The organism is Arthrobacter sp. 179 (assembly GCF_052379645.1).
Lineage (GTDB): Bacteria > Actinomycetota > Actinomycetes > Actinomycetales > Micrococcaceae > Arthrobacter_H.
In genome coordinates this window covers 1-26678 of the sequence record NZ_JBQSYU010000020.1, presented here as the reverse complement: position 1 = coordinate 26678, position 26678 = coordinate 1, and the positions used below count along the sequence as shown (strand labels likewise).

23 protein-coding genes and 1 pseudogene are annotated in these 26678 nt (G+C 68.3%); 11 read left to right on the top strand and 13 right to left on the bottom strand.

Annotated features, from left to right (window positions below; translation table 11 throughout):
* Positions 1 to 8 precede the first annotated feature (8 nt).
* Entirely contained in the window at positions 9 to 2387 is a 2379-nt protein-coding gene (locus tag ACT3UE_RS12060) for an ATP-binding cassette domain-containing protein (protein ID WP_444566789.1), read from the bottom strand.
* Between the two features lie 318 nt (positions 2388 to 2705).
* Here ACT3UE_RS12060 and ACT3UE_RS12055 point away from each other — a divergent pair, with 318 nt between their 5' ends.
* Entirely contained in the window at positions 2706 to 4601 is a 1896-nt protein-coding gene (locus ACT3UE_RS12055; RefSeq protein ID WP_444553800.1) for a hypothetical protein, read from the top strand.
* A 42-nt stretch (positions 4602 to 4643) separates the two neighbouring features.
* Here the strand turns inward: ACT3UE_RS12055 and ACT3UE_RS12050 are convergent, their stop codons facing one another.
* From ACT3UE_RS12050 to ACT3UE_RS12020, 7 genes are all read right to left on the bottom strand, one after another.
* Entirely contained in the window at positions 4644 to 5402 is a 759-nt protein-coding gene (locus ACT3UE_RS12050; RefSeq protein ID WP_444553801.1) for a glucosamine-6-phosphate deaminase, read from the bottom strand.
* 26 nt (positions 5403 to 5428) lie between these two features.
* Entirely contained in the window at positions 5429 to 6127 is a 699-nt protein-coding gene (locus ACT3UE_RS12045; protein ID WP_444553802.1) for an N-acetylmannosamine-6-phosphate 2-epimerase, read from the bottom strand.
* Between the two features lie 149 nt (positions 6128 to 6276).
* Positions 6277 to 7218, bottom strand: a complete 942-nt coding sequence (locus ACT3UE_RS12040; RefSeq protein ID WP_444566788.1) for a dihydrodipicolinate synthase family protein — start codon at positions 7216 to 7218, stop codon at positions 6277 to 6279.
* 94 nt (positions 7219 to 7312) lie between these two features.
* Positions 7313 to 8134: an ABC transporter ATP-binding protein gene (locus ACT3UE_RS12035; RefSeq protein WP_444553804.1), complete on the bottom strand. Its 822-nt coding sequence runs from the start codon at positions 8132 to 8134 to the stop codon at positions 7313 to 7315.
* Positions 8131 to 10308: a dipeptide/oligopeptide/nickel ABC transporter permease/ATP-binding protein gene (locus ACT3UE_RS12030; RefSeq protein WP_444566787.1), complete on the bottom strand. Its 2178-nt coding sequence runs from the start codon at positions 10306 to 10308 to the stop codon at positions 8131 to 8133. Before ACT3UE_RS12030 ends, ACT3UE_RS12035 begins: the two co-directional genes overlap by 4 nt.
* Before the next feature lie 3 nt (positions 10309 to 10311).
* Positions 10312 to 11268: an ABC transporter permease gene (locus ACT3UE_RS12025; protein ID WP_444553806.1), complete on the bottom strand. Its 957-nt coding sequence runs from the start codon at positions 11266 to 11268 to the stop codon at positions 10312 to 10314.
* A 97-nt stretch (positions 11269 to 11365) separates the two neighbouring features.
* Positions 11366 to 12913 carry an ABC transporter substrate-binding protein gene (locus ACT3UE_RS12020; protein WP_444566802.1) on the bottom strand — a complete coding sequence of 516 codons (1548 nt, stop codon included), beginning with the start codon at positions 12911 to 12913 and terminating at the stop codon, positions 11366 to 11368.
* A gap of 235 nt (positions 12914 to 13148) precedes the next feature.
* Between ACT3UE_RS12020 and ACT3UE_RS12015 the strand changes: the two genes are divergently transcribed.
* A complete protein-coding gene (locus tag ACT3UE_RS12015) occupies positions 13149 to 13889 on the top strand; it encodes a FadR/GntR family transcriptional regulator (protein ID WP_444553807.1) in 741 nt (246 codons plus the stop codon).
* A gap of 12 nt (positions 13890 to 13901) precedes the next feature.
* On the opposite strand, the gene ACT3UE_RS12010 is transcribed toward ACT3UE_RS12015, so the two are convergent.
* The 3 genes from ACT3UE_RS12010 to ACT3UE_RS12000 are packed head-to-tail and all read right to left on the bottom strand — an operon-like array spanning position 13902 to position 16987.
* Positions 13902 to 14411, bottom strand: a complete 510-nt coding sequence (locus ACT3UE_RS12010) for a GNAT family N-acetyltransferase (RefSeq protein ID WP_444566786.1) — start codon at positions 14409 to 14411, stop codon at positions 13902 to 13904.
* A gap of 51 nt (positions 14412 to 14462) precedes the next feature.
* Complete coding sequence (locus tag ACT3UE_RS12005) at positions 14463 to 15026, bottom strand: acyl-CoA thioesterase (RefSeq protein ID WP_444553809.1); 564 nt, start codon at positions 15024 to 15026, stop codon at positions 14463 to 14465.
* Between the two features lie 50 nt (positions 15027 to 15076).
* On the bottom strand, positions 15077 to 16987 hold the full coding sequence (locus ACT3UE_RS12000; protein ID WP_444566785.1) for a glycoside hydrolase family 15 protein: 1911 nt from the start codon (positions 16985 to 16987) through the stop codon (positions 15077 to 15079).
* A 195-nt stretch (positions 16988 to 17182) separates the two neighbouring features.
* Here ACT3UE_RS12000 and ACT3UE_RS11995 point away from each other — a divergent pair, with 195 nt between their 5' ends.
* From ACT3UE_RS11995 to ACT3UE_RS11955, 9 genes are all read left to right on the top strand, one after another.
* On the top strand, positions 17183 to 17968 hold the full coding sequence (locus ACT3UE_RS11995) for a DeoR/GlpR family DNA-binding transcription regulator (RefSeq protein WP_444553811.1): 786 nt from the start codon (positions 17183 to 17185) through the stop codon (positions 17966 to 17968).
* Entirely contained in the window at positions 17965 to 18972 is a 1008-nt protein-coding gene (locus ACT3UE_RS11990; protein ID WP_444553812.1) for a 1-phosphofructokinase family hexose kinase, read from the top strand. The genes ACT3UE_RS11995 and ACT3UE_RS11990 overlap by 4 nt, the downstream gene beginning before the upstream one ends.
* Before the next feature lie 2 nt (positions 18973 to 18974).
* The gene (locus ACT3UE_RS11985) at positions 18975 to 20990 is read left to right on the top strand and encodes a PTS fructose transporter subunit IIABC (RefSeq protein ID WP_444553813.1); all 2016 of its coding nucleotides are present in this window, start codon (positions 18975 to 18977) and stop codon (positions 20988 to 20990) included.
* Positions 20991 to 21035: 45 nt separating this feature from the next.
* Positions 21036 to 22736: a putative PEP-binding protein gene (locus tag ACT3UE_RS11980; protein WP_444553814.1), complete on the top strand. Its 1701-nt coding sequence runs from the start codon at positions 21036 to 21038 to the stop codon at positions 22734 to 22736.
* 37 nt (positions 22737 to 22773) lie between these two features.
* Positions 22774 to 23052 carry an HPr family phosphocarrier protein gene (locus tag ACT3UE_RS11975; protein WP_444553815.1) on the top strand — a complete coding sequence of 93 codons (279 nt, stop codon included), beginning with the start codon at positions 22774 to 22776 and terminating at the stop codon, positions 23050 to 23052.
* A gap of 156 nt (positions 23053 to 23208) precedes the next feature.
* Positions 23209 to 23961, top strand: a complete 753-nt coding sequence (locus ACT3UE_RS11970) for a mycothiol-dependent nitroreductase Rv2466c family protein (RefSeq protein ID WP_444553816.1) — start codon at positions 23209 to 23211, stop codon at positions 23959 to 23961.
* Positions 23958 to 24455: an SRPBCC family protein gene (locus ACT3UE_RS11965; protein ID WP_444553817.1), complete on the top strand. Its 498-nt coding sequence runs from the start codon at positions 23958 to 23960 to the stop codon at positions 24453 to 24455. Before ACT3UE_RS11970 ends, ACT3UE_RS11965 begins: the two co-directional genes overlap by 4 nt.
* Positions 24456 to 24585: 130 nt before the next feature.
* Positions 24586 to 25257 (top strand): DUF4956 domain-containing protein, encoded by a 672-nt coding sequence (locus tag ACT3UE_RS11960; RefSeq protein WP_444553818.1) that lies wholly within the window; start codon positions 24586 to 24588, stop codon positions 25255 to 25257.
* Positions 25254 to 26042 carry a polyphosphate polymerase domain-containing protein gene (locus ACT3UE_RS11955; protein WP_444553819.1) on the top strand — a complete coding sequence of 263 codons (789 nt, stop codon included), beginning with the start codon at positions 25254 to 25256 and terminating at the stop codon, positions 26040 to 26042. The genes ACT3UE_RS11960 and ACT3UE_RS11955 overlap by 4 nt, the downstream gene beginning before the upstream one ends.
* A gap of 52 nt (positions 26043 to 26094) precedes the next feature.
* Here ACT3UE_RS11955 and ACT3UE_RS11950 read toward each other — a convergent pair whose 3' ends face one another.
* Together ACT3UE_RS11950 and ACT3UE_RS11945 are read right to left on the bottom strand one after the other, a co-directional pair.
* Positions 26095 to 26391: a peptidyl-tRNA hydrolase gene (locus tag ACT3UE_RS11950; protein WP_444553820.1), complete on the bottom strand. Its 297-nt coding sequence runs from the start codon at positions 26389 to 26391 to the stop codon at positions 26095 to 26097.
* Between the two features lie 14 nt (positions 26392 to 26405).
* Positions 26406 to 26678: pseudogene (locus tag ACT3UE_RS11945) on the bottom strand (hypothetical protein); the annotation flags it as partial.

Below are 26678 nucleotides of genomic sequence, written 5' to 3'. Positions count from 1 at the left end.
ACCAGGCCTCAGGAGCGGACGTAGGCAGCCAGGTGTTCTCCGGTGATCGTTCCCCTCTCCGCCACCAGTTCGGCGGGGGTCCCTTCGAAGACCAGGGTCCCGCCGTCGTGTCCCGCCCCGGGCCCGAGGTCGATGATCCAATCGGCGTGGGCCATCACGGCCTGGTGGTGTTCGATCACGATGACGGTCTTGCCCGCATCGACCAGTCGGTCCAGCAGGCCCAGCAGGTGTTCGACGTCGGCCAGATGCAGCCCCGAGGTGGGCTCGTCCAGAACATAGATCCCGCCTTCCTCCCCCATCCGGCTGGCTAGTTTGAGCCGTTGCCGTTCGCCGCCGGAGAGGGTGGTGAGCGGTTGGCCCAACGCCAGGTAGCCCAGTCCGACCTCGCGCAGCCGTTCAAGGATCCTGACCGCTGCCGGAACCCTGGCCTCACCGGCGGCGAAGAAGCCCAATGCCTCATCGACCGGCATGGTCAGCACCTCGCTGATGTTGCAGCCACCGAGCCGGTAGTCAAGTACCGACGTCTGGAAGCGCCGGCCCTCGCATTCCTCGCACACGGTGGACACCGTCGCCATGACGCCCAGTTCGGTGAAGATGATCCCGGCTCCGTTGCAGGCCGGGCAGGCACCTTCCGAGTTGGAGCTGAACAGCGCCGGTTTGACCCCGTTGGCTTTCGCGAACGCCTTGCGGACCGGCTCCAGCAATCCCGTGTAGGTCGCCGGGTTGCTGCGTCGCGAACCCTTGATGGCCCCTTGGTCGACGGTGACGACCCCTTCCCGGCCGGCGATGGAACCGTGGATCAACGAGCTCTTCCCCGAACCTGCCACCCCGGTGATCACGCAAAGGACCCCCAGCGGAATATCCACGTCGACGTCGCGGAGGTTGTGGTGGTCCGCTGACCGGATCTCCAGCGTTCCCGACCCCCGCCGTGGCGTCTCCTTCAGTGCCGCCACATAGCCCAGGTGCCGGCCGGTGGGGGTGTCGCTGCGGCGCAGGCCCTCGAGGTCCCCCTCGTAGCAGAGCAGCCCACCCCCGGATCCTGCCCCCGGCCCCAGATCCACCACATGGTCGGCGATGGCGATCATTTCCGGTTTGTGCTCCACCACCAGGACGGTGTTGCCCTTGTCCCGCAAGCGCATCAGCAGCTGGTTCATGCGCGCGATGTCGTGGGGATGCAGGCCCACGGTGGGCTCGTCGAAGACATAGGTGACATCGGTCAACGCCGATCCCAGGTGGCGGATCATCTTCGTTCGTTGGGCCTCGCCTCCCGAGAGGGTTCCGCTGGGCCGATCCAGGCAGAGATAGCCCAACCCGATCTCCACGAACGAGGCCAGCAGCCCAGCCAATGAATCCAGCAGCGGTGCCACCGAGGGTTCGTCCAGGGTGCCGACCCAGTCGGCGAGATCACTGATCTGCATCGCGCAGGCCTCGGCGATGGACAGGCCCCGGATCCGTGAGGAGCGGGCCGCCTGGCTCAACCGGGTTCCCCCGCAGTCGGGGCAGTCGGTCAGTGTGACGGCACGCTCCACGAAGGCACGGATATGCGGTTGCATGGCGTCCAGGCCCTTGGAGAGCATGGATTTGCGGATTTGTGGGATCAAACCCAGATAGGTGAGGTTGATGCCTTCGACCTTGATCCTGGTGGCTTCCCGATGGAGCAGGTCCTCGAGTTCCTGCTCGGTGAATTCACGGATCGGCCGATCCGGGTCGAACCATCCGCAGCCCCGCAGGATGCGCCCGTGCCACCCCTGCATCGAGTAGCCGGGAATCGTCAGCGCCCCCTCGTTGAGGGATCTGTCGGCGTCGTACAACTGGGTGAGATCGAAGTCCGAGACGGTGCCGGATCCTTCGCAGAGCTGGCACATCCCGCCGGTGACGGAGAATTCCCGGCGCTCCTTGACCTTCCTGCCCCCGCGTTCCATGGTCACCGCCCCGGCACCACTGATCGAGGCGACGTTGAAGGAGTAGGCCTGCGGAGAACCGATCCGTGGTTCGGCGAGTCGGCTGAAGATGATGCGCAACAAGGCATTGGCGTCCGTTGCGGTGCCCACGGTCGAGCGCGGGTTCGAGCCCATGCGCTCCTGGTCGACGATGATCGCCGTGGTCAGCCCCTCCAGGACGTCGGCGTCGGGGCGGGCCAGCGTGGGCATGAAGCCCTGGACGAAGGCACTGTAGGTTTCGTTGATCATCCGCTGGGATTCGGCGGCGATGGTCCCGAAGACCAGCGAACTCTTCCCCGATCCCGAGACCCCCGTGAAAACGGTGATCCGCCGTTTCGGCAGGTCGAGGCAGAGGTCCTGCAGGTTGTTTTCCCGGGCTCCGCGGACCCTGATCAGATCGTGGCGATCGGCGGGGACGCCGTCTGCGGGGGCATGGGTATCGGACATGATCACCAGTGTAGGCGCACCCCGGCGAGGCGGAAGGCTACGGCGTCGAGCTCGCGGCAGCACTTTGTTACTGATTCGTAGATTTTTTCCACGAACCCCTTGAAAAGCTACCGGACAGTAGGTTCAATGTAAGGCAGGTCACAACCAACGACGTTTGTCCGCTGCGTAAATCCACCGCTCGGGCCACCGCGATCGCCTTCCACCCGGTGAGGCATCGCGGACCAATCCATCCGGTTACTGGATCCGGCCAGCACGCAGCGGCACCATGCCGAACGGTGCTGGGCCGGCCAGCCCGATCCGACCTCTTCGAGGAGACGCATGCATGCTCATCACGCTGCCAAGCAGCATTCGCTGATGCACACCATCATCACCGTCCTGCTGGGCCTGTTCCTGGTGGCCGTCCTGGCGTTCTACGTCATCTATTCGAGCCAGGTGGCCACCGGGGCCTCCAAACTGGACAACGGAATGGGCCAGGCCCAATCCGGCATCAGCGAACTGAACAACGGGGCCACCCGTGCTGCCAGCGGTGCCATCAAGCTCCACGACGGCACCGGGGAGCTCGACGACGGCGCAGCAAAGCTCTCCAAGGGCATCAGCACCGCCTCCAACGGCGCCGGGGAGCTGGACGACGGGGCCAAGGAACTGCACTCGGGCACCGGCGAACTGGCCACGGGGGCAGGAACGGCCGCCCAGGGGGCCACGAAGCTCTCCGACGGCGGCAAACGCCTGGCCGTCGGATCCCAGAAGGTCGCCGCCGGTGCCGGCCGCGCCGACCGCGCGGCCAAGAAGCTCGACGACGGCGCCGTGAAGCTGGTCGACGGCACCAAGAAGGCCGCCGCCGGCGCGGACGAACTCGACGCCGGGGCCACTAAGCTCGGCGACGGGGGCCAGAAGCTCGGCGACGGGGCCCAGGAGCTGAAGGCCGGCGCCAAGAAGGCCGCCGCCGGTTCCACCGAGCTCTCTGCGGGCACCAAGGAACTGCATACCGGCGCCCAGAAGGCCTCGACCGGCGCCAATGAACTCTCCGCGGGCACCAAGGAACTGAACACCGGCGCCCAGAAGGCCTCGACCGGAGCCAATGAACTCTCGGCAGGGGCCAAGAAGCTCACCGCCGGCACCGGGGAAGCCCTCGCCGGCAGCGCCCAGTTGAAGGAAGGCACGGCCGAGGCCGCCCCCGGCGCCCACGAGTTGGCCGATGGTTCGGCTGAACTGGCTGCCGGGACGCAGAAACTTCTCGATGCCGCCAACGGACCGCAGGGCGCGGTCCCGCTGGGGCTGCTGAAGGCGCAGCTGAAGGAACTCAATGACGGGGCCCAGAAAATCGCTGCCGGCAATGGCGAACTCGCCGCAGGAACCGATGAGCTCAAGGACGGGACGGCCCGCCTGTATGCGGGACTGAGCGAGATCGACAACGGCGCCAACCGGCTGAACGACGGTGCCGCCGAATTGGCCAAGGGCAATGCCGCCTTGGCCACCGGTGCCGGCAAGCTCAACCAGGGGGCCGCCAAGCTGGCCAAGGGCAACGCCGCCCTGGCCACCGGTGCCGGCAAGCTCAACAAGGGCGCCAAAAAACTGGACACCGGCAATGCCGCACTGGCTACCGGCGCCGGGGAACTCGCCAAGGGGGCCGACAAGCTCTCCGCCGGGTCCGTCCGGGTCGCGGCCGGGGCCTCGGAGCTCGCCGAGGGCAACCAGGCACTCGGCGCCGGTTCCATCAAGCTCCATAAGGGGACCAGCGAGTTGGCCCGCAAGACCCCCGATCTGGTGAGCGGTGCCGAGGAGGCCGCCGCAGGGTCGGTGAAGATCCGTGATGGGGCCGGGGAACTGGCCGTGGGCAACGGCAAGCTCGCCGCAGGGGCCGGCAAGCTCGATGCCGGGGCCGAACGCCTGGTGGCCGGCACCGGCCAGCTCGGCGATGGCCTGGGCAAGCTCGATACCGGGTCGAAGACCCTGCAGGCCGGCATCGGCAAGGTCGATGACGGGGCCGGCGAATTGGCCGACGGCAACACGAAGCTCTCCGACGGCACCGCGGAACTGTTCTCCGGCTCGACCGAACTGGCCGGCGGGACTGAGGAGTTGCGTGGATCCACCAACGCGGTTTCCGCCGACTCGATCGTCACCTCACCGAAGGGCCTGTTGCTGTTGCTCCCGCTGTTGCTCTTGGCGATCCCCGCCGTCCTGCTCCTGCGGGCACGCCGGCACCTGGGCCGCTAGGAGGACCCCGTCCGGCCCCCAGGCCGGACGGGCCGTCCGCGTCTAGTCGCTTGCCCGCTGCCCCAGTCGGGCCGCGGCTTCCCGATCCAGTACCACGGTGACCTGGGGATGGCGCTGGATCACCGAGGCCGGGAACTGCTCGCCCACCGGTCCTTCCAGGGCCAGTCGGACGGCGTCGGCCTTATGCGCGCCGTGGGCGATCAGCAGCAGATGCCGGGCCTCGAAGATCGTGCCGATCCCCTGGGTGACGCATTGGTCCGGGACTTCCGCCAACGATCCGAAGAAGCGGGCATTATCCTGCCGGGTCCTCTCGGCCAGCGGCACCACACGGGTCCGCGAGTCGAAGGCGGACCCGGGCTCGTTGAATCCGATATGGCCATTTGATCCAATGCCCAGGATCTGCACGTCGATCCCTCCGGCCGCCGCGATGGCCGCGTCGTAGGCCGCCGCGCGGGCCGCGTGGTCCTCGCCCTGCGGATCCGGAGTGTGCACCAGCGCCGGATCCAGTCCCAATGGTTCGGTGACCTCGGTGCGCACCACTTCCGCATAGGACTGCGGATGCCCCTCGGGCAACCCGAGATACTCGTCGAGGGCGAACCCCGAGACCGCCGAGAAATCGGCGCCGGAGGCCGCCAGGGCGGAATAGAGCGGCAAGGGGGAGGACCCCGTGGCCAGGCCGATCACTGCCGCCGGGTCGGTGGTGACCACATCCAGAAGCACCTGGGCGGCCAGACGGCCGGTTTCCTCGGCGTCCTCCCCGATGAGGATGCGTGCGTTCGGATGCTTGAGGCTGCTGGCCATGTGGTCTCCTTCTGCTGCGGTGGGGCTCATGATCGGGGTCCGTTTGGGGGAAGGGCGGCGTCGAACCAGCCGGTGATGCTGGTCGGATGGGTGATGGCCGTTCCCACCACGACGGCGTGGGCCCCCGTGTCGAGGGCCGCCCGGGCCTGCGCCGGGGTGTGGATGCGCCCCTCGGCCACCAACGGCGCCCCGAGTCCTGCGTCGGCGATCGCGGCCAGCAGCTGCAGGTCGGGTCCGTCGGTCTTCGGGCGTTCGTCCGTATAGCCGGCCAGGGTGGTGCCGATGAGGTCGGCCCCCGCCTCGACGGCGGCTCGGGCATCGTCCAAGGACCCGCAGTCGGCCATGACCAGGGCCGGGGTCTCCGCATGCACCCGGGCGATGGTCTGTGCCAATGTCAGTCCGTCGGGGCGGGGGCGGCGGGTCCCGTCGAGGGCCACGACGTGGGCTCCGGCGGAGGCCACCGCCAGGGCGTGGTGGGCCGTGGGGGTGATGAAGACCCCTGTGGTCCCGTCCTTCCACAAGCCGATGACCGGGACCTCGACGGCGGACCGGGTGAATTGGATGTCGGCCAGGCCCTGGACCCTCACGGCCGCGGCCCCGCCGGCGACCGCCGAGGCCGCCATCTGTGCCATGGCCTGGGGGTTGCGCAGCGGTTCGCCGGGATAGGCCTGGGCGGAGACGATCAGGCGCCCGTGGACGGTGGAGAGGAAATCTTCGGGCGACATGCTGCGGTCCTTCTGTGCGGAGGTGCTTCGGGGCGACGACTGCGGGGCCTGCCGGTCCCGTCCGCATTCTTCCACGCTGGGGATGCGGACGGGAACCCGGCGGGTCCTCCGGCCGGTGCATGAACCGGCGGATATCCGCCGGCTGCGGATCAGAGCAATCCGGCCCGGCGCAGGATTGCGGCGATGGCCTGGCTTTCGTCGTCGTTCAACGAAGCCATGGGCACGCTCATGGTGTTGGATTCGATGATCCCGAGCAGGACCAGCGCGGTCTTGAAGGAGCCCAGTCCGGAGGCCCCGCCCGAGACACGGGTGGAGTCGGGGGTGAAGGCGATCTCAAACAGGTTCGCCAGGCGGTCCTGCTCGGCGCGGACCGCCGACCAGTCCCCGGCCGTGGCGGCATCGAACATCCGCCGGTATCCGGCCGGATCAACGTTGCCCAGTCCGGGCACGACGCCGTGGGCGCCGCCGAGCAAGGCCCCGTCGACCACCACCTCGTGTCCGGTGAAGACACAGAACCCTTCGATATGGGCGGTGGCCAGCAGCAGGCGGCGGCAGGCCACGTCGTCACCGGAGGAATCCTTCACCCCGACGATGACCCCGTCCTCGGCCAGGCGGATCGCCACGTCCAGGGGTAGCTTGGCGTGGGTGCGCACCGGCACGTCGTAGGCGAAGAGATCCACCCCGGTCGCCTTCTTCACCGCACGGAAGTGGTCTTCGATCTCGGCGGCGTTGGACAACGCGTAGAACGGCGTCGTGACGACCAGGGCGTCGGCCCCGAGTTCGATCATGCGCAGGCCTTCGTTGATGACACGGTTGGTGGTCTGTTCGCTGGCACCGGCCAGCAGTGGAACCCGTCCGTTGTTGCGGGCGGAAATGGTGGTCATGACCAGCTCACGCTCGTCATTGGTCAGGTACGGGACCTCCCCGGAGGAGCCCAGGACGAACAGACCGGAGACCCCGCCGTCGATCAGGTGGTCCACGACCCGTTCCAGGGAGGCCGTGTCGATCGCCCCGTCCGAGGTGCGCGGGGTGACGACCGGCGGGATGACCCCGGAGTAGGTGCGGGTGGGTGCTGACGATGTTGCGGTCACGGAATGCGTTTCCTGTTCTGCTTGATACTGGAGGGAAATTTATCGGTGGCGGCCGGAACCGGCCGCCGGTCTCGGCTGGCGGGAACGGGCCCGGCTAGCCTGCGTGGAGCAGCGAGGGGGCCGCGCCGAGCAGTTTGCGGGTGTAGTCGTTCGTCGGGGCGTCGAAGACCCGGGCCGCGGGCCCCTGCTCGACGATCTCCCCGGCATTCATGACACAGATCCGGTCGGAGACGTAGCGGACGGTTTGGATGTCATGGGAGATGAACACCATGCCCAGGTTCAGTTCGGTCTTCAGGTCCGAGAGCAGGTTCAGCACCTGGGCCCGCACCGAGACGTCCAGGGCCGAGGTCGGCTCGTCGGCCACGATGACATCCGGGTCCAGGGCCAGTGCCCGGGCAATGGCCACCCGCTGTCGCTGTCCGCCGGAGAGTTGGTTCGGCACGGCGGCCCCGGCGGAGGCCGGCAGGCCCACCAGTTCGAGCAGCTCGGCGGCCTTCCGGCCGCGGCTGGCCAGGCTCCCGATCCCATGCACGGTCAGCGGGTCCATCAGGATGTCGCGGACCTGCATGCGCGCATTCAGTGCCGTGGAGGGGTCCTGGAAGACGACCGAGACGCTGCGCCCGAATTCCTTGCGCAGGGCGGCGTTGCGTTTCAGTGCCGGCTTCCCACGGAAAAGCACCTCCCCGGAGGTCGGCGGCTGCAACCCCACCAGGACGTTGGCCAGTGTCGACTTCCCGCAGCCGGATTCCCCGACGATGCCCACGGTCTCACCGCGGCCGATGGTGAAGTCCACGCCGTTCACCGCCTTGACGATCAAGGGTTTGAACGCCTTGCCGGAACGGGCCCGGTGATGGACGTGCAGGTCCTTCAGTTCGATGACCGGGGTGGCCTGCTGTTCCGATGCCGTCTGGCTCATGGCCGTACTCCCTTCGTGGTGGTTCCTGCGGCCGGGTCCGGCGCCCTGTCCTGCGGGCTGGCCCAGAGGTGGCTCTCGTTGCCGCCGACCGGTGTCAGGACCAGTTGACGGGACGAATCGGCCCCCGGCAGCGTGGAGCGGTCGGCGAACCGGTCCCCCTCGCCGAAGTCGTTCGGGGACGGCACGGTCCCGGGGATCTGGTGGAGTCGTTCGGCCCCCGATTCGATGGACAGCACGGCCCCGAGCAGGCCCCGGGTGTATTCGTGCGTCGGGTTCGTCAACAGCGCGTTGACGGGGCCCGATTCGACCACCTGGCCGGCATACATGACCGTGACCCGGTGGGCCAACGAGGCCACCAAGGCCAGGTCGTGGCTGACGAACACCATGGCGAACCCCAACTGTTCACGGAGTTCGTTGAGCAGATCGACGACCTGTTTCTGCACGGTCACGTCCAGCGCCGTCGTCGGCTCGTCGCAGACCACGAGCTTGGGCGAACGGGACAGTGCCATGGCGATGAGCACCCGTTGGCGCTGGCCTCCGGAGAGCTCGTGCGGATAGGACTTCAGCGTGCGCGAGGGATCCAGCTTGACCAGTTCCAGCAATTCCGCGGGGGTCTTCCGGCCGCCGCGGCGGGTGAGCTGTCCGAGCTGGTCCTTGATGAGCATGGCGGGGTTCAGCGAGGACAACGCGTCCTGGTAGACCATGGCGATCTGTGAACCGCGCAGCCCCTTGTAGACCGTGGCATCCCCGGCCAGGGTTCCACCCCTTCCGTCGTCCGGCAGCAGCTCGCGGTCGCCGAAGCGGATGGATCCGGTGATCCGGGCGTTGTCCGGCAGCAGGCCCATGATCGCCAACGAGGTGATGGACTTGCCGCAACCCGATTCCCCGACCAGGCCCATGGTTTCGCCCTCGTGGACGGTGAAGGAGACGTTGTCCACGATGCGGGTCCGGCCATAGCGTTCCGGGAAGCGGATCGAGAGGTTGCTGACCTCGAGCACCGTGCCGGCATCGGTCCCGCCGCCGGCCAGCTGCAGCCGGTCGGTGCGGGCGGATTCCACCGACGCCAGCCGGTCCAGTTCCCGGGCCAGGCGTCGGCGGTCGGCCTCGGCATCCCCACGGGGGGAGCTTCCGGCGCCGACGGCTGCCGAGAGGTCCCCCGGACGGCTGCTGCCGGCTTCGAGGTCATGCACGTCGGAACCGTCATCCTCGGCGTCGGGGACGGTCAGTTCCTCCGTGACACGGCGGACGGTGGAGTCACCGGCGGCTTCGACCTCGACACTGGCGGTATCGGAGCCCTTGGACTTGCCACGCAGCTTCGGGTTCACCAGGGCGTCGGTCATCCCTTCGGCGAGGATGTTCAATGCCAGGACGGTCAGCAGGATGACCAGGCCGGCGAAGGTGGTGGCCCACCAGGCGCCGTTGAGCACGAGGGTGCGCCCGTAGGAGATCACGTTGCCCCAGGACGGGTCGGGGTCCTGGACGCCGGCACCGAGGAAGGACAGCGAGGCCTCGAGGATGATCGCGTCGGCCACCATGACCGTGGCGAAGACCAGGACCGGGGCCGCGGTATTGCGCATGATGTGCTTGATCAGGATGTGGAAGCGACCGGCACCGATGACGCGTTCCGCGCGGGAGTAGTCCTCGTCCCACTGGGAGAGCACGTTGGCGCGGACCACCCGGGCGATCTGCGGGGTGTAGATGATCGCGATCGCGATGATGATCACCGGAATGGAGTTCCCCAGGGAGGCCAGCAGTGCGGCGGCCAGCGCGTTGCCGGGGAAGGCCATGAGCATGTCCATGATGCGCATGATGACTTCGTTGGTGGCCTTGCTGCTCGTGGCCGCCAGCGAACCCAGCAGCCCGCCGGCCAGCAGGGCCAACGCCACCGAGCCCAGGCCGATGACCAGCGAGGAACGGGCGCCGTAAAGCAAGCGGGAGAAGATGTCGCGACCGAGCCGGTCGGTGCCGAAGAGGTTCTCGGCACTGGGCTTCTGCGCAGGCATCCCGGAGAGCAGCGGGTCGTGCGGGGCGAGGACCGGGGCGAAGACCGCGGCCAGGATGATGACCACCAGGAAGCCCAGCGCGATCTTCGAACCGGTGGTCAGTGAGGTGAAGCGGGTGGCGCCGGAACTCAGGCGCGCCACCAGGGCATTGCGTGGTGCCAAGGGAGCCATCGGTTACACCGTCCTAATGCGGGGGTTGATCAAGAGGTATACGAGGTCCACCAGGATGTTGACCAGCACGAACGTCACGGCGATGGCCAGCACCACCCCCTGGACCAGATTGGTGTCGTGGGCGGTGATGCCGTTGAGGATCAGCTGACCCATGCCCGGCAGGGAGAAGATCATTTCGATCACGACGGCGCCGCCGAGCAGATAGCCGATCCGCAGGCCCAGCACGGTGACCGGGGTGACCAGCGCATTGCGCAGGACGTTGCGGCTGATCACCTCGTTGCGCGGTACGCCGTTGCCGATGGCCGTGCGGACGTAGTCCTTGTCCAGTTCCTCCACCATGGAGGTCCGCACCACGCGGATCAGTGAGGCCGACACGGGGATCGCCAGGGCGAAGGCAGGAAGGGTCATATGCGCCAGCCAGCCGCCCAGCCCCTCTCCCGGTCCCGCCATGCCGCCGGAGGGGAAGAGCGGGTTCTTGCCCAGGGCCAGCCACTGGATGAGCAGGATGCCCAGCCAGAACGACGGCGTGGCCACCGCGGCGATGGAGAAGACGCGGATCAGCTGGTCGGGCAGCCGGTCCCGGTAGAGCGCACCGAGCACGCCGAAGACCAGGGAGATCACCACGGCGATCAGCACGCCGAAGGCGGTGAGTTGCAAGGTCAGCGGGAAGGCCTGGGCGATCATGCCGGCCACCGGGCGCGATGGAGGGGTGGTGACCCCGAAGTCCAGCGTCAGCAAGCGGCCCAGGAAGGCGATGTACTGCACGGGCAGTGACAGGTTCAGACCGCGTTCGGCGCGGTAGGCTTCCTTGGCTTCGCTGCTGGCGCCCTCACCGAGGGCCTGGGTGGCCTCGTCCCCGGGGGAGAGTTTGAGGATCACGAACACCAGGAACGTGACGCCCAGGATCATGAGCGGAAGCGCGGCAAGGCGGCGTAGCAAGAGTCGCAGGAGGGTTCCCACGGTTGAACTCCCATGTGTCGGGGAAGGATGTGCTCGAAGAAGTCCGGTACGGGGTGGCGCGGACGGAGGTCCGGCGCCACCCCGTACCGGGTCGGCGCTAGGCCGTGGGGGTGACTCCCATGAAGGACACACCGGTGGTGGGCAGCGGCTTGAACCCCTCCAGCTTGTCCTCGTCCCAGGCGGTGGGCAGCTGGCGGTGGAAGATCGGGTAGAGCGGTGCCTCCTCGGCGAGGATGTTGATGATCTCGCTCCAGGCCTCGTTCGCCGTCGATTCGTCCTGGGCCGTCGCGGCCTCGTCGAGCTTCTTCTGGACCGTCTTGTACTCGGCGGTCTTGTTCCAGCGGAAGCGGTTCTTGGGCCACACATCGCCGCGATAGAACCAGCTCAGCAGCAGGTCCATGTCGTTGCCGAAGACCGAGGGGTCACCGGGGGCCGCCACGACCGAGAACTTGCCGGAGTCGACGTTCTCGTCGTACAGGGCCCCGGACTGCAGGCTCCGTAGGGTGACCTTGACGCCGGGGACCTTGTTCCAGGATTCCAGGATCAGCGGGGCGACGTCCTTGACCCAGGAGGTGTCGGTGGTCAGCAGCTCGAACTCCAGCGAGGTGACGCCGGCTTCCTTGAGCAGCGACTCGGCCTTGGACTGGTCGTAGGTGTAGACCGTATCGGCCTCCACGTACTGCGGGTGGGTGTCCTGGACGTAGGAGGTGGCCGGTTTGGCGTTGCCCAGCAGCGCGGTCTTGATGATCGACTCGGTGTCCATGCCATAGTGCAGCGCCTGGCGGACCTCCTTCTTGTCGAAGGGGGCCTTGGTGCAGTTGAACATCAGGAACAACAGACCGAAGGACTGGACCGATTCGACGTTGATCTTCGAATCCAACCGGTCCATATCCAGGTAGGGGACGTCCTCGATGGCGGCAACGCGACCGGATTCAGCGGCCGTGACCCGGGCGGCGGCGTCGGAGAGCAGGTACCAGGTCATGTCCGCGGCGCCGGCGGGGTAGTCGCCGTTGTAGTCCTCGAACTCCTTGAAGACGATCTTGTCGTCCTTGGTGGCCGAGACTAGCTGGTACGGGCCCGAGCCGATCGGCTTGGCGTCGAAGCCTGCCTGGTCCTTGGAGGCCACCTTCTCCGGAACGATCTTGACCACGGAGATGCGGGTGGCGAACAGCGGGAAGGCGTACTTGAGCTTGAAGACCACCGTGTCCTCGCCCTTGGCCTTGACCGATTTGATGAATGGCACGAATTGGGCGAACAACGAGGCGTTCTTGGGATCGATCACGCGCTCGAAGGAGTAGACGACGTCGTCCACGGTGACGTCATCGCCGTTGTGGAACGTCGAGTCGGAGCGGAGCTTGACCTCCCACGTGGTCTCATCCACTTCCTTCGGCTCCGCGGCGGCCAGCGCCAGGTAGGGCTCACGGGTGGCCGGGTGCAGATCGACCAACCCTTCGAAGATGTGCATGTTCGCGGCGAACGGGGTGGCCCCCGAGGAGGTCATCGGGTCGAATCCCGTCGACAAGGCATAGGAGATGCCGGCCTCGATCGTCCCCGTGCCGGCCGCCCCGGACGCTGCGCCGGCCCCTGCCGAATCGGTGCTGCTGCACGCCGCGATACCGGCCGAGAATGCTGCGGCGGCCCCCATCAGTCCGGAGACCTTGAGGAAGTTGCGTCGGCTGCCTTCTTTGGCCACCAGGTTATTGAGGGGCACGGTTTACCTCTTCTGTACGATGAGAAGTCGGACGTAGGATGTCCGACGTATTCATGTAGACTGTAAGCGTCATCACAGATGATGGTCAAGTGGTGTTGCCCACATTCGAAAGAGTCATCCGTCAAGGGACCGATCACCCCGGCCCCTCCCCCGAGGAAGGAAGCCCGCCTTGAGCGCTCCCGCACGTCATATCCGACTCGGCGCCCAGGAACGCCTGCGCGCCCTGACCACGGACCTCATGGACCTCATCATCGATCGAGGACTCAGGGCCGGGGACGCACTACCCACCGAGGCCGTCCTGACCGCGGAGCTCGGCGTGGGCCGCAACACCCTGCGCGAGGCCATCAAGGTCCTGCAGGCCCTCGGGGTGGTGGAGATCCGCCACGGCTTCGGCACCTTCGTCGCCGCCAACAACCTGGTCGCCCTGGCCGACAGCCTGACGTTCCGCGGACGGATGTCCTTGCGCCATAAGGGTCATGAGGCCCATGAACTCGTCGAAGTCAGGCAGGCCCTGGAGTCCGGCCTGATCGGTTCCGCGATCGACTCCCTCGATGACGCCCATCTGGACGAGCTCGAGGCCCTGGTCGCCCGGATGGAGGTCCTGGCCGCCGACGGGCGGACCTTCGTCGAGGTCGACCAGGAGTTCCACCGGCTCCTGTTCTCCCGCCTGGAGAACGAGTTGCTGACCAACCTGCTGGGAGTCTTCTGGCAGGTCTACCGCACCATCCACGAAGCCATCGACGGCCTCGGGGGCAACACCTCCGGGACCACCCTGCCCGAGACGGCCCAGATCCACCGCGACATCCTCGGGGCGGTCCAGTCCAAGGATAAGGACGCCGCCGCACGATTGATGCATCGCCACTTCGATGGCATCCGCGAACAACTCGCGGACTTCGCCCTCGAGGCCTAGGCGTATCGGGACCTAGGGGCCGGACGCGGCGGCCGGGCGGACGAAGCGAAGTTCGGCCCCCTCGGCGGGCTCGGGCCGGAAACCGTGGGATTCCAGCACCCGGATCGAGGCCTCGTTCCCCGGAAGGACCCGTCCCAGCAGGGCCCGCCCGCCGAAGACCGAACGGATCGGATCCAGGGCGGCACCGAGCATCCAGCCGGCGATCCCCCGCCCCCAGGACCCGGGGTGGACCCAGTACCCGATCTCCACGGCGGGACCACGGCGCGAGGAGACGAACAGACCCACGCGATGGCCGTCTTCGAGGCCGATGAACCATCGCACGGCGCCCGGGTCCCCGCCCGGGAGGCCACCGAGGGCGTCGCGGACGCGCCGGCCGGTGTATCCGGGGCTCCAGGGCTCTCCGTTGCCGACATAGCGGGTCACCCGGGGATCGCCGGCCAGCGTCGCGACGAATGCCGCATCATCGGCGGCAAAGTCGCGCAGCACGCGCGCGGCGGGGCCCGTGGCCGGAGCATCGGTCATGTCCCGATTTTTGCACCGACCCGGCGGGCCTGTCCACGCTGCGGGACCCGTCTAGCTGCGGACCCGCCGCCCCCACGTGTGCGGGGCCGGTTTGCGCGCCCCGGGAAGCGCCGTCGATTCGCGCCACTGCGTCGCCCACTCGGGCAGCTGCAGGTCCTCGGGGACTTCGGCACCGAAAGCCGTGAGGATCTCCTCATTGGTCAGCGGCCCCTGGCGCCCCAACAGGCGGGTGCAGATCAGTGCGCTGACATAGATCTCGCCGCCGGAGACGATCCGCTGCTCGAAGTAGATGCTGCGTTCGTCCATGCCGGCGATCCGTGTTTCCACGCTGAACTTCTGGTTGAAGACCACCGACTTCCTGAACGTGATGGTCTCCGCCTGGACCACCGGGGTCCAACGGCGGCGCTTCATCGTGTCCCACGCCCCGGCGCGGACCATCAGATCGAACCGTCCCAGGTCGAAGATCGAGAAGTACATGCCGTTGTTGATGTGCCCGGCCACGTCGATGTCGGTGAGCAGGGCACGCATCGGCATCGAATCGACGTCGAAAAGGTCGAGTTTCGGCCGGCGTCGGGCCTGCAGGAGCATGAGCAGGAGGCGGAAGATCATGTGCATGCCCTCATGTTACCCATGAGTAACCAGTTCGTCACTCCCCCGGCGGCGGGTCAGCGGTTGCGCAGGGAGTATCCGTTGATCGCATCCGCCGCACGAATGAGGGTCAGATGCGAGAAGGCCTGCGGGAAGTTCCCGGCCATCCGCCCACTGACGGTGTCGTATTCCTCGGCCAGCAGCCCCAGTCCGTTGGAATACCCCACGAGCTGGTCCATCAGGGACCTGGCATCGTCGATGCGCCCCGTGCGGGCATACTGCTCCACCAGCCAGAACGAGCAGGCCATGAAGGGATGCTCGTCACCGGCCAGGCCGTCATGTCCCGCGGAGGTCCTGTACCGCAGGAGCAATCCCGACTCGTCCATCAGATCGCGTTCGAGGCGTTCCACCGTTCCTAGCATCTTCGGATCGTTGTAATCGATGAACCCGACCTGGGGCAGCACCAGCAGCGAGGCGTCGACCTCGGTGTCACCGTAGGTCTGGGTGAAGCAGTTCTCCCCGGTGTTGAAGCCGTGCTCCATGATCTCCGCGTGGAGGCGGTCGCGCAGCTGTGCCCAGGAGGCGTCGTCGCCGTCGAGCCCGTGTTCACGCACCGCCCGCACGCCACGGTCGAACGCGGCCCACATCATCACCCGCGAGTGGGTGAAATACTGCAGGTCCCCGCGCATCTCCCAGATGCCGTGGTCCTTATGGTCGAAGTGCCGTTCCACGTACCCGAGCAGGGTCTTCTGCAGGGGCCAGGAGAAGTGGTCCTCCACGCCCCCGATGTTCCGCAGCTTCTCCAGCGCCACGAGCACCTCGCCGACGACATCACCCTGGTACTGGTCCACGGCTCCGTTCCCCACGCGCACCGGCAGCGAGCCCTCGTACCCGGGCAGATGGTCCAGGTCGCGTTCGGGCAGCCGCCGCTCCCCGGCCAACCCATACATGATCTGCAGGTCCTCGGGGTCCCCGGCCACGGCGCGCAGGAGCCAGTCGCGCCAGTTGAGCGCCTCCTTCTCGTAGCCGTGGGTCATCATCGCCTCGAGCGTCAGGGCGGCGTCACGCAGCCAGCAGAAGCGGTAGTCCCAGTTCCGTTCCCCGCCGAAGTCCTCCGGAAGCGAGGTCGTCGGCGCGGCGACGATCCCGCCGGTGGTTTCGTGGGTCAGCGCCCGCAGCACCAGCAGCGAGCGCTTGACGACCTCGTGGTAGGACTCCTGGGCAGGAATGTCCCGGGACCAGCGCTGCCAGTAGGAGATGGTCTCCTGGATGCTCGACCCGGGATCGATGCGTGAGGGGACCTTGCGGTGCGAGGGGAACCAGCTCAGCTCGAAATCGACGGCTTCGCCGGCCGAGACGATGAAGTCCCCGAGGTGGCGGTGGCCCTCCCCGTGGGGCAGCCGGTCGCCGTGGAGCACCATGGCGTCGGGCCCGGCCATCGCGACGATCGAGCTCACCCCGGTGGAGGCGTCTTCATGGCGGCGGACCCAGGGGATCACCGACCCGTAGCCGAAACGGAAGCTGATCTCCTGGTGCATGGTCACGCTGCCCACGAGTCCTTCGACCCGGCGTACGATCGATGCCCTCCGAGCGCCGACCGGCATCAGATCGGTGACCAGCACCTGGCCTTCGGAGGTCTTCCAGAGGGTCCTGAGCACGAAGGTGGAGTCGATGTAGGTGCGCTGGACGACGACGGGGCGTCCGTCATCGGCCGGGCCGCCGGCCGACTCGGCGTCCTCGACCCCTGCGGCCCGGGCCGCCTTGATCCGCTCGGAGCGTCGGGCAGGGTGGTCCGACTCGCAGTCGTCGGCCGCGCCGGCGGGGGCCAGCAGCCAGCGACCGTGCTCGGAATCGCCCAGCAGGGCGGTGAATGCCGCATCGGAATCGAAGCGGGGGAAACAGAGCCAGTCGACACTGCCGGATTCGGACACCAGCGCACCGGTGCGCTGGTCGGAAAGAAGTGCGTAGTCTTCGATCAAAGAGGCCATCCCCCTAGCAAACCGCAGCGCGGGCGCCGGGGCAAGCCATCGTTGAAGGACACCATGTGGGCAGACGGGACCCTTCCCCACATAAGCCCGTTTATGTGTGTATTTCTGTTTTTCTGTTGACTTGCACTTCAAGGACCATCTAAAGTCAACGAAACACAGATTCATTGTGATGGAGACCACCGAAGGGACAACGCCATGTTTGCCGAGGAACGGCACCGTTTGATCGGCGACCGCGTCGCCGACCAAGGTCGGGTCACCGTCGCCGAGTTGGCGCGGCAACTGGATATCACCCGCGAAACCGTCCGCCGGGATCTGGCCCAGCTGGAGCAGGAGGGGGTCCTGCGCCGCGTCCACGGCGGAGCAGTCGCCGGGCGGACCACCAGCACCGTGGAGGAAAGCCTCAGCGTCAGGACCTCGTTGAACCACGAACAGAAGTCCCGTATCGCCGCTTCGGCCGTTGACCTGCTGCCGGCCGGAGCCACCTCGGTGGTGCTCGATGCCGGAACGACGACGGAACTGTTCGCCCAGCAGATGGCCTCCAGCCTGGGCGCTTCCCGGGCCGCGGACCTGTTGGTGCTCACGCATTCCGTCCCGGTCGCCTACCGGGTCGCCGCCAGCGGTTCCTTCCAACTCGAGGTCATCGGCGGTCGCGTCCGCGCCCTGACCAGCGCAGCGACCGGGGCCTCGACCATCGACCAGTTCCGTGCCCTGCGCCCGGATATCGCCTTCATCGGCGCCAACGGCGTCGACGCCGATTTCGGGCTGAGCACCCCCGATCCGTTGGAGGCCGCGGTGAAATCGGCGATCGTCGCCTGCGCGCGCCGCGTCGTCGTACTGGCCGACTCCAGCAAGCTCGGGGAACAGACCCTCATCCGCTTCGCCGCCCTGGAGCAGATCGACACCCTGGTCACCGACACGGCGCCGGGCCCCGAACTGGCGGCGGCGCTGGACCGGGCCGACGTGGAGGTGACGCTCGCATGATCACCACCTTCACCGCCAATCCCAGCATGGACCGCACCATCGACCTGGGGGCCACCCTGGTCCGGGGCGCCGTGCAGCGTGCCCTCCGCGCCGACGCCCAGGCCGCAGGAAAAGGGGTCAACGTCACCCGGGGGCTGGTCGCCGCGGGGGTCCCGACACTGGCCGTGCTGCCCGGGGACGCCACGGATCCCGTGGTGATCGGCCTCGGCATCGACCATCTGCCTCATCGGGCCCTGCCGATCGGGCAACCACTGCGCAGCAACGTCACGGTCACCGAACCCGACGGCACCACCACGAAAGTCAACGAGCCGGGCCCCACCATCGACGCCGCCCACCAGGCAGTCATCACCGAGGCACTGGTCCGGGCCGCCAACGGATCGTCCTGGGTCGTCCTGGCCGGCTCGCTGCCCCCGGGCCTGCCGACCGGCTACTACGCGGGAATCATCAACCACCTGCACGACTCCCTCGGAGGGAACTGCCCGCTGATCGCCGTCGACACCTCCGAGGCCCCGCTGACCGAATTGTATGCAGGAGCCGGCCCGCTTCCCGATCTGATCAAACCCAATGCCGAGGAACTGGCTAGCCTGGCCGGGAGCCACAGCGCGGCGGAACTGGAGGCGTGCCCGGAGTCGGCTGCCGCGGCGGCGCAGCGACTGGTCGAGCGGGGCACCGGGGCGGTCCTGGCCACCCTGGGCGCCCGGGGAGCGGTCCTCGTCACCGGCTCAGGCTCCTGGTGGGCCACACATCCGCCGGTGAAGGCCCGCAGTACCGTCGGCGCCGGGGACTCGTCCCTCGCCGGCTACCTCATCGCCCACGACCGCGGCGCAGCAGCCACCGACTGCCTGCGCTGGGCCGTGGCCTACGGGGCGGCAGCCACCTCGCTGCCCGGCTCGCTGATCCCCACCCCGGAACAGACCAGCCCGGATTCCGTCACCATCACGGAACTGCCCCCCTCCCCGATCGGCGGCCCCCGGTCCGCCGCACCCCAGACCGCTAAGGAATAACCATGTCCGAGCTCATCACCGCCGATCTGGTCCTGCTGGACCGGGACCTCGGCACCACCAGCGCCGAGGTCATCCGCGCACTCGCCGCGGTCGTCACCGAGGCAGGTCGTGCCACCAGTGCGGAGGCCCTGGCCGGCGATGGCATCGCCCGCGAATCCAAGACGGCCACCGGTGTCCCCGGAGGGATCGGCATTCCGCACTGCCGCTCGACGGCGGTCACCCGGGCCACCCTGGTGATGGCCCGTCTGGCACCGGCCGTCGACTTCGGGGCCAAGGACGGGCCCGCCGACCTGGTGTTCTTCATTGCCGCCCCCGAGGGTGCCGACCAGGAACACCTGAAGCTGCTCTCCAAACTGGCCCGTTCGCTGGTCAAGAAGGATTTCACCGCAGCACTGCGCTCCGCGGGCGCCGCCGCCGAGATCGTGTCATTGGTGGACGCTGCCATCTCCCCCGCCCCCGCCGCGCAGGCTCCCGTGGAAGCCACCGCCGCCCCGGAACCGGCGACCGGGCCTTCCACCCGCCGCACCTTGGTCGCGGTGACTGCCTGCCCCACGGGGATCGCCCACACCTACATGGCCGCGGATTCGCTCGTCGCCGCGGCGGCCGACGCCGGGGTCGACCTCCAGGTAGAAACCCAGGGCTCCTCCGGGTCGACCCCCTTGGACCCGGCAGTCATCGCGGCCGCGGATGCGGTGATCTTCGCGGTCGACGTCGACGTGAAGAACAAGGAGCGTTTCGCCGGGCTGCCCGTCATCCAGGTCCCCGTGAAGCGGGGCGTGGACGAGCCGGCCAAGCTCGTCGCCGATGCCCTGGCCGCCGCGGACAACCCGCAGGCCCGCCGCGTGCCCACCGGCGCGGGAACCGCGGATACCGATTCCGCCCCGGAAGGCCGGGAACGGGTCGGTGCCGCACTGAAGCGCTCGCTGTTGACCGGGGTCAGCTACATGATCCCCTTCGTCGCCGGCGGGGGGCTGCTCATCGCGTTGGGCTTCCTGCTCGGCGGCTACGAGATCTCCGATGTCGCCGACCAGGTATCGGTGGAGAACAACTTGTTCAACCTGCCCGATGGCGGGCTGCACATCTACCTTGCCGCCGTCGCCTTCAAGATCGGGAACCTCTCCATGGGGTTCCTGGTCCCAGTCCTCGCCGGATACATCGCCTATGCGCTGGCCGACCGCCCCGGCCTGGCTCCCGGCTTCACCGCCGGCGCCGTCGCCGGGTTCATGGGGGCCGGCTTCCTGGGCGGCATCATCGGCGGGCTGCTCGCCGGTGTCCTGGCCCGCTGGATCGGCAACTGGCGCGTCCCCAAGCTGCTGCGCGGGTTGATGCCGGTGGTGATCATCCCGCTGATCGGTTCGATCCTCGCCTCCGGGGCCATGTTCCTCTTCCTCGGCGGCCCGATCGCGGCCCTGAGCAACGGCCTGAACAGCTGGCTTTCGGCGCTCTCCGGCTCGGCCGCGGCCCTGGTCGGCCTCATCCTGGGGCTCATGATGGCCGTGGACCTCGGTGGCCCGATCAACAAGGTGGCCTATTCCTTCGCGGTCGCCGGTCTCGGGGCCGGGTCGATGGCCAATCAGGCCCCCTGGGAGATCATGGCGGCGGTCATGGCCGCCGGCATGGTGCCCCCGCTGGCCCTGGCCCTGGCCACCGCCCTGGACAAGAAGCGCTTCTCCGCCGCGGAACAGGAAAACGGGAAGGCAGCCTGGCTGCTTGGTGCGGCGTTCATCTCCGAAGGCGCCATCCCCTTCGCCGCGGCGGACCCGCTGCGCGTCATCCCCGCCAGCATGCTCGGCGCCGGGGTCACCGGAGCCATGATCATGGGATTCCACGTCACCAGCCAGGCCCCGCACGGAGGCATGTTCGTCTTCTTCGCCATCGGCAACGTGGCCATGTTCATCGTCTCGATCATCGTGGGCATGGTTATCTCCGCCCTCGCCGTCCTGGCCCTGAAGCGCTACGCAGTGAAGAAGCAGCCCGCCTCCGAGGACCAGGCCCTTCCGGTCACCGTCCAGGGATGACCCCGGACACCCTGACCCCCCCCTCGACACAGTAAGGACAGACAGATGAGCACCATCCACGGAATCGGCGTCAGCCCCGGCCGCATCATCGGTCAGGTCCGCCGCATGGCCGATCCCATCGACGCCCCGCAGGACCCCGGAGCCCAGGAACTGGCCTCCCCCGGATACGTCGAGGAGGCCACGGCCCGGTTGACGGAGGCCGGTCGGGCCGTCGCCGCGGGGCTGCGCGCCCGGGCCGGGCAGGCCCATGGTGCCGGCGCCGAGGTCCTCTCGGCGACCGCATTGATGGCCACCGACTCGATGCTCCACAAAACCGCAGGAAAGGCACTGGCCGCCGGACGCGGGCTCGAACCGGCGATCTGGGAGGCGGCGGAAACGGTGGCGGCGATGCTGACGTCGTTGGGCGGCTACATGGCAGAACGGGCCGCCGACGTGCTCGACGTCCGTTCGCGCCTCATTGCCGAGCTGCGTGGCGTCCCCGCCCCGGGGATCCCCGACTCCGGGAGCCCGTTCATCCTGCTCGCCCGGGATCTGGCTCCCGCCGACACGGCCACCCTGGATCCGGCACAAGTCACCGCCCTGGTCACCAGCGAGGGCGGGCCCCAGTCCCATACCGCCATCCTCGCCCGGGCCCTGGGCCTGCCCGCGATCGTCGCCGCGGTCGGCGCGGAGTCCATCGTCGAGGGCACCGACATCTATGTCGATGGTGCCGCCGGGACCGTCTGCACCTGCCCCGGGACGGAGGAGCAGGCCGCGGCCCTGGCCTTCGCGGCCCGGGGCCCTTTGGAGGTCTTCAACGGTCACGGCACGACGGCGGATGGGCATCCGGTGCCCCTGCTCGCCAATGTCGGCGGCGGGTCCGATGCCGTCGCCGCGGCGGCCGCCGGGGCCGAGGGCGTGGGGTTGCTACGCACCGAATTCTGCTTCCTGGGACGTGATGCCGAACCCGGGCACGACGAGCAGGTCGCCGCCTACGGGGCCGTCTTCGTCGAATTCCCCGGGCGGAAGGTCGTGGTCAGGACCCTGGACGCCGGAGCCGATAAGCCACTGCCCTTCCTCACCGATGCCACCGAGCCGAATCCGGCGCTGGGCGTGCGGGGGTTCCGCACCAGTGCCGGCACCCCGGGGGTATTGGCCCGGCAGTTGGCGGCGATCGCCGCCGCGGCCGCGGCCCATCAGGCGCAGGTGAAGGTCATGGCCCCGATGATCTCCACAGCCCAGGAGGCCACCGACTTCGCTGCCCTCTGCGCCGTGGCCGGGCTGCCGGACCCCGGGGTCATGGTCGAGGTTCCCTCCGCGGCGGTACGTGCCGCCTCGGTGCTGCGTCCGGTCGCCTTCGCCTCGATCGGGACCAACGACCTCACCCAGTACACCCTGGCCGCCGACCGCCAGCTCGCTCCCCTGGCCGCCTTGAACGATCCCTGGCAGCCGGCGGTCCTGGAACTCATCCGGCTCACCGTCGCCGGGGCCGAAGCCGCGGGGGATTCCTCCGCCCCGCTCCGGCCGGTGGGCGTCTGCGGGGAGGCCGCCGCCGATCCTGCCCTCGCCGTCGTCCTGGTGGGCCTGGGGGTTGCTTCCCTGTCGATGACCGCCCGGGCGTTGGCCCCGGTGGCCGCCGTCCTGCGGACCGTCACCCACGCACAAGCCGTCTCGCTGGCCGCCCTGGCGGTGGAGGCCGAAGGCCCCGCCCAAGCCCGCGCCGCAGTGCGCGCGGCCTTGCCGGTTCTGGACGAGCTTGGACTCTGACCACCCACCATCCGAACCACCACCACAGGAGAAAACCATGGCAGAACGTACCGCAACCATCGCCAGCCGCGTGGGGCTCCATGCCCGTCCGGCCGCCATCTTCGCCGAAGCCGCCGGGGAACTCGATCTGGAGGTCACCATCGCCCTGCCGGGCGAGCCCGCCGATGAGGCGATGGACGCCTCAAGCATCCTGTCCCTGATGGGCCTGGGCGCCGAACACGGGACCACGGTAGTCCTGCGGGCCGAAGGGCCGGGGGCCGACGCCGCCCTGGACCAGCTCGTCGGCATCCTCGAAACGGACCACGACGCCGAATAGGCTCCCGGAGGGGAGCCAGGGCGACCGTGCGTCGCCACGGCCTGCGGGTCGGCGGTGGAACCGCCGGCGGCTCGTCCCAGCACCGAATGTGCATTTTTGGTCCCAGGGCCTGGCCCGGCATGGACGCGGGTTGCCACCCGGTGCCAAGGTGGGGGGATGAGCGCCACCATCAACTTCTACTTCGACCCGGTCTGCCCCTTCGCCTGGATGACGAGCAAATGGGTGCGGCAGGTGCAGGCACAGCGCGACTACACCGTGGACTGGCGTTTCATCTCGTTGCGCCTGATCAACGCCGAGGTCGACTATGACGCGCATTTTCCGCCGGAGTACGAGGCCGGGCACACGGCAGGCCTCCGCCTCCTGCGGGTGGCCGCTCGAGCGCGTGCGGAGCATGGCCGCGCCTCGGTGGCCGGATTATATGCGGCCCTCGGGGCACACATCTTCGACGCTGCCCCCGACCCGGCCGACCAGCGAGGCGAGGGTGGGGTGCGTGAGCGTCGAGGCACGCGTGGGTTCGTGGAGCCGATCCTCGACGAGGCCGGCCTGCCCCGGGCGTTGGCGCAGGCCCTCGACGACGAGTCCTGGGACCGCGGGATCCGCCAGGAGACCGACGAGGCGCTGGCGCTGACCGGAAAGGACGTGGGCACGCCCATCATCCACTTCGAACCACCCGCCGGTGTGGCGTTCTTCGGGCCGGTGATCAGCCGGCTGCCGGACGAGGATTCGGCCGCCAAGCTGTGGGACCACGTGGTCGGGCTGGCCCGGTTCCCGGGCTTCGCCGAACTCAAGCGCAGCCTGCGTGAGCAGCCACAATTGGCTGCCCTCCGCGGCAACACCACCACGGTCGGCCAGCAGGAGGACTGGCAGGGCGGCAGAAAGGCCGACCCGTCAGGAAGGAACAACCCATGACCCGGACCGCCCTCCGCCACCATGAGCAGTCCATCACGGTCGCAGCCACAACCGGGACGCTCTACGATCTGGTCTCCGACATCCGCCGAACCGGGGAATGGAGCCCGGTATGCACCTCCTGCTGGTGGGACGACGAGGCCGGCGCCGGGCTGCCCGGCGCCTGGTTCACCGGCCGGAATGAACTCCCGCACCGGACCTGGGAGACCCGTTCGCAGGTCGTGGCTGCCGAGTACGGGCGCGAGTTCGCCTGGATCGTCGGTGGCAGCTTCGTCCGATGGGGCTTCACCATGACCCCCGCCGATCCCGGAACGATCCTGCGCGAATCCTGGGATTTTCTGCCGGACGGGATCTCGATGTTCGAGGAGAAATTCGGTGACGGAGCGGACGCCCAGATCACCGACCGTACCCAGCAGGCTCTCGACGGCATCCCGAAAACACTCGCGGCGATCAAACGGATCGCCGAGTCCATCGGCCTGCATGAGGACGCCCGGTAACCTCGCCGCCCTCCGGCGACCCAGCAGCGCGAACCACCCATCAAGTGGTCTCATTCTTCTCTCCTTGCGGTCTCATCTTCGTCTCATCTTCGGTCCCTAGAGTTGTCCACCAGAGCAACGAGAGGGAATCATGTTTACGTTTTGGATGGCCTTGCTGGCCAATATCCTGGGCACCGCCGTCCTGGTGTACGTCGTCTACTTCCGCAGGCACCACCGCCGGGATCTTGCGCTGGCCTATGTCGCCCTGAGCATGGGGATCTTCGCGGTCACCCTGCTGCTGACCACCAGTGACGCAGGAATGGGCCTGGGCCTGGGGCTGTTCGGCATCCTGTCGATCATCCGACTGCGTTCAAATACCCTGACCCAGGAGGAAGTGGCCTACTACTTCGTTTCCCTGGCCATCGGGCTGGTCAATGGCCTGCATCCGGATCCCGCCTGGCTCGCCCCGACGATCACCGCCGCACTGCTGGTGGTCATGTTCGCCGCAGACCACCCGCGCTTCGCCGCCACCACGACCCGCCAGGTCGTGACCATGGACACGGCCTACCCGCGCCGGGCGGAGATGGATGCCACCCTGGAGCAGCTGCTCGGGGCCCGCATCCTGCGCACGGTGGTCCTGGAACTGGACATGGTGCGTGACACCACCGTCGTGGATGTGCGCTTCCGCGAATTGCCGGCCAAGACCAGCCGTCGGGCCCGGGACACCGTGGCCGAGCCGGTCCCCCGGCAGGAAACCACCGGTGCTTCCGCGCCCGCCGCGGCCGAAAGGGAGTACGCCACCCAGGGCCAAGGCTCCAAGTGAAGGCCCGCCAGGCGTTGGAGGACGCCGTCGCCGCCCGGGAACCAATCGGGCTGCAGGAGGTCAACGAAGGGGCCGCCCTGCAGACCCGGGTGGACCATAAGTACCTGCTGACCCCCGGGCAGTTCACGGCCCTGGCCGCGAAGCTGGACGACCGGTTCCGGGTGCTCACCATCGATGGCAGACGCACCTTCCGCTACGAATCGGTCTACTTCGACACCCCGGAATTCGAGCAGTATCGCGCCCACCGGCAGGGTCGCCGCCGCCGCTACAAGGTCCGCACCCGCACCTATGCCGACACCGGGCTGTGCATGTTCGAAATCAAGACCAAGGGCCTGCGCGGGGCGACCGTCAAACACCGGATCCCCCACCAGATGGACGACGCCGGCCGGATGACCTCCGACGCCCGCTCCTTCCTGGACGGGGTGATCGCCGCCGAATATTCCATGTCCCCCGCCGCACTGCAGCCGGTGATGGAAAGCGACTACCGGCGGGCGACCTTCGTCGATCCCGTCGACGGCGAACGCCTGACCTGCGATGTCGATCTGGTCTACTCCGACCAGGCCCGCACCTTGCACGGCCCCGAGCTGTTCGTGATCGAAACCAAGACGGCCTCCGGGCAGGGGGCCGCCTCCACCGCACTGTCCGAACTGGGCATCCGTCCGGTGAGCATGAGCAAGTACTGCGTGGGGATCGCCATGCTCCACCCCGAACTCCCGGCGAATAAGTGGAGCCGGCTGCTCCGGCGCAACTTCCAGTGGGAACCGGACCGCGCCGCCGCCGCCTGATCCCCTCCCCCTGACGGGCAAGGCCCGGGCCCCCACGGGGCCCGGGCCTTCTTCATCGTTTCCGACCGGTGAGCTGCCACCAGCGGCGCCGGCGGGGAGTCCCCGCTGGGACCGGGGCGACCACCAGTGCGGTGACGGACCCGGGGGCGATTTCGGTGTGCCCGGCGTCGTGGATCAGTGGCCCGGCGCCCACGGCGGCCGCACCGGCCAGCAGTTCGACTTCCCCTTGCCACCCGACGCAGACCTGTGGGCCGGCCCGGAACCATTCGACGCTGGGTTCCGGCCCCAGTTCCATCACCCAGGCGAAGAGTGCGTGGGCCGCCTGGGCTGCCGCCTTCCCGGTGCTCATCCCCAGATCCCGGTTCAGCACGATCCTCGGCCGGTCACCGGGTCCTCCGGGCCCGCAGGCAGCCGGGTCCCGGAGACCTGGAGCCGGGCCAGCGTCCTGGGCAACGCATCCATCGGCAGCGGAGGCAGGGCCATGGCCCTGCCCCGGCCGTGGGTCGCTTCGACGGCTTCGGGGTGGGCGGCGGCGGTCTTCGCGTAGTTTTTGGCATCGGCCCGGCGCACCGATTTGCCGACGGGACCTGACAACCACCGCTCCCAGGCGGGATTGGAAGGGTCCCTGGCCCGGGC

Bases quoted from the DNA above. Each gene is read 5' to 3' on its own strand.
- ACT3UE_RS12060 (WP_444566789.1), bottom strand. From the start codon at position 2,387: ATGTCCGATACCCATGCCCCCGCAGACGGCGTCCCCGCCGATCGCCAC.
- ACT3UE_RS12055 (WP_444553800.1), top strand. From the start codon at position 2,706: ATGCATGCTCATCACGCTGCCAAGCAGCATTCGCTGATGCACACCATC.
- ACT3UE_RS12050 (WP_444553801.1), bottom strand. From the start codon at position 5,402: ATGGCCAGCAGCCTCAAGCATCCGAACGCACGCATCCTCATCGGGGAG.
- ACT3UE_RS12045 (WP_444553802.1), bottom strand. From the start codon at position 6,127: ATGTCGCCCGAAGATTTCCTCTCCACCGTCCACGGGCGCCTGATCGTC.
- ACT3UE_RS12035 (WP_444553804.1), bottom strand. From the start codon at position 8,134: ATGAGCCAGACGGCATCGGAACAGCAGGCCACCCCGGTCATCGAACTG.
- ACT3UE_RS12030 (WP_444566787.1), bottom strand. From the start codon at position 10,308: ATGGCTCCCTTGGCACCACGCAATGCCCTGGTGGCGCGCCTGAGTTCC.
- ACT3UE_RS12020 (WP_444566802.1), bottom strand. From the start codon at position 12,913: ATGGGGGCCGCCGCAGCATTCTCGGCCGGTATCGCGGCGTGCAGCAGC.
- ACT3UE_RS12010 (WP_444566786.1), bottom strand. From the start codon at position 14,411: ATGACCGATGCTCCGGCCACGGGCCCCGCCGCGCGCGTGCTGCGCGAC.
- ACT3UE_RS12005 (WP_444553809.1), bottom strand. From the start codon at position 15,026: ATGCACATGATCTTCCGCCTCCTGCTCATGCTCCTGCAGGCCCGACGC.
- ACT3UE_RS12000 (WP_444566785.1), bottom strand. From the start codon at position 16,987: ATGGCCTCTTTGATCGAAGACTACGCACTTCTTTCCGACCAGCGCACC.
- ACT3UE_RS11995 (WP_444553811.1), top strand. From the start codon at position 17,183: ATGTTTGCCGAGGAACGGCACCGTTTGATCGGCGACCGCGTCGCCGAC.
- ACT3UE_RS11990 (WP_444553812.1), top strand. From the start codon at position 17,965: ATGATCACCACCTTCACCGCCAATCCCAGCATGGACCGCACCATCGAC.
- ACT3UE_RS11985 (WP_444553813.1), top strand. From the start codon at position 18,975: ATGTCCGAGCTCATCACCGCCGATCTGGTCCTGCTGGACCGGGACCTC.
- ACT3UE_RS11980 (WP_444553814.1), top strand. From the start codon at position 21,036: ATGAGCACCATCCACGGAATCGGCGTCAGCCCCGGCCGCATCATCGGT.
- ACT3UE_RS11975 (WP_444553815.1), top strand. From the start codon at position 22,774: ATGGCAGAACGTACCGCAACCATCGCCAGCCGCGTGGGGCTCCATGCC.
- ACT3UE_RS11970 (WP_444553816.1), top strand. From the start codon at position 23,209: ATGAGCGCCACCATCAACTTCTACTTCGACCCGGTCTGCCCCTTCGCC.
- ACT3UE_RS11965 (WP_444553817.1), top strand. From the start codon at position 23,958: ATGACCCGGACCGCCCTCCGCCACCATGAGCAGTCCATCACGGTCGCA.
- ACT3UE_RS11960 (WP_444553818.1), top strand. From the start codon at position 24,586: ATGTTTACGTTTTGGATGGCCTTGCTGGCCAATATCCTGGGCACCGCC.
- ACT3UE_RS11950 (WP_444553820.1), bottom strand. From the start codon at position 26,391: ATGAGCACCGGGAAGGCGGCAGCCCAGGCGGCCCACGCACTCTTCGCC.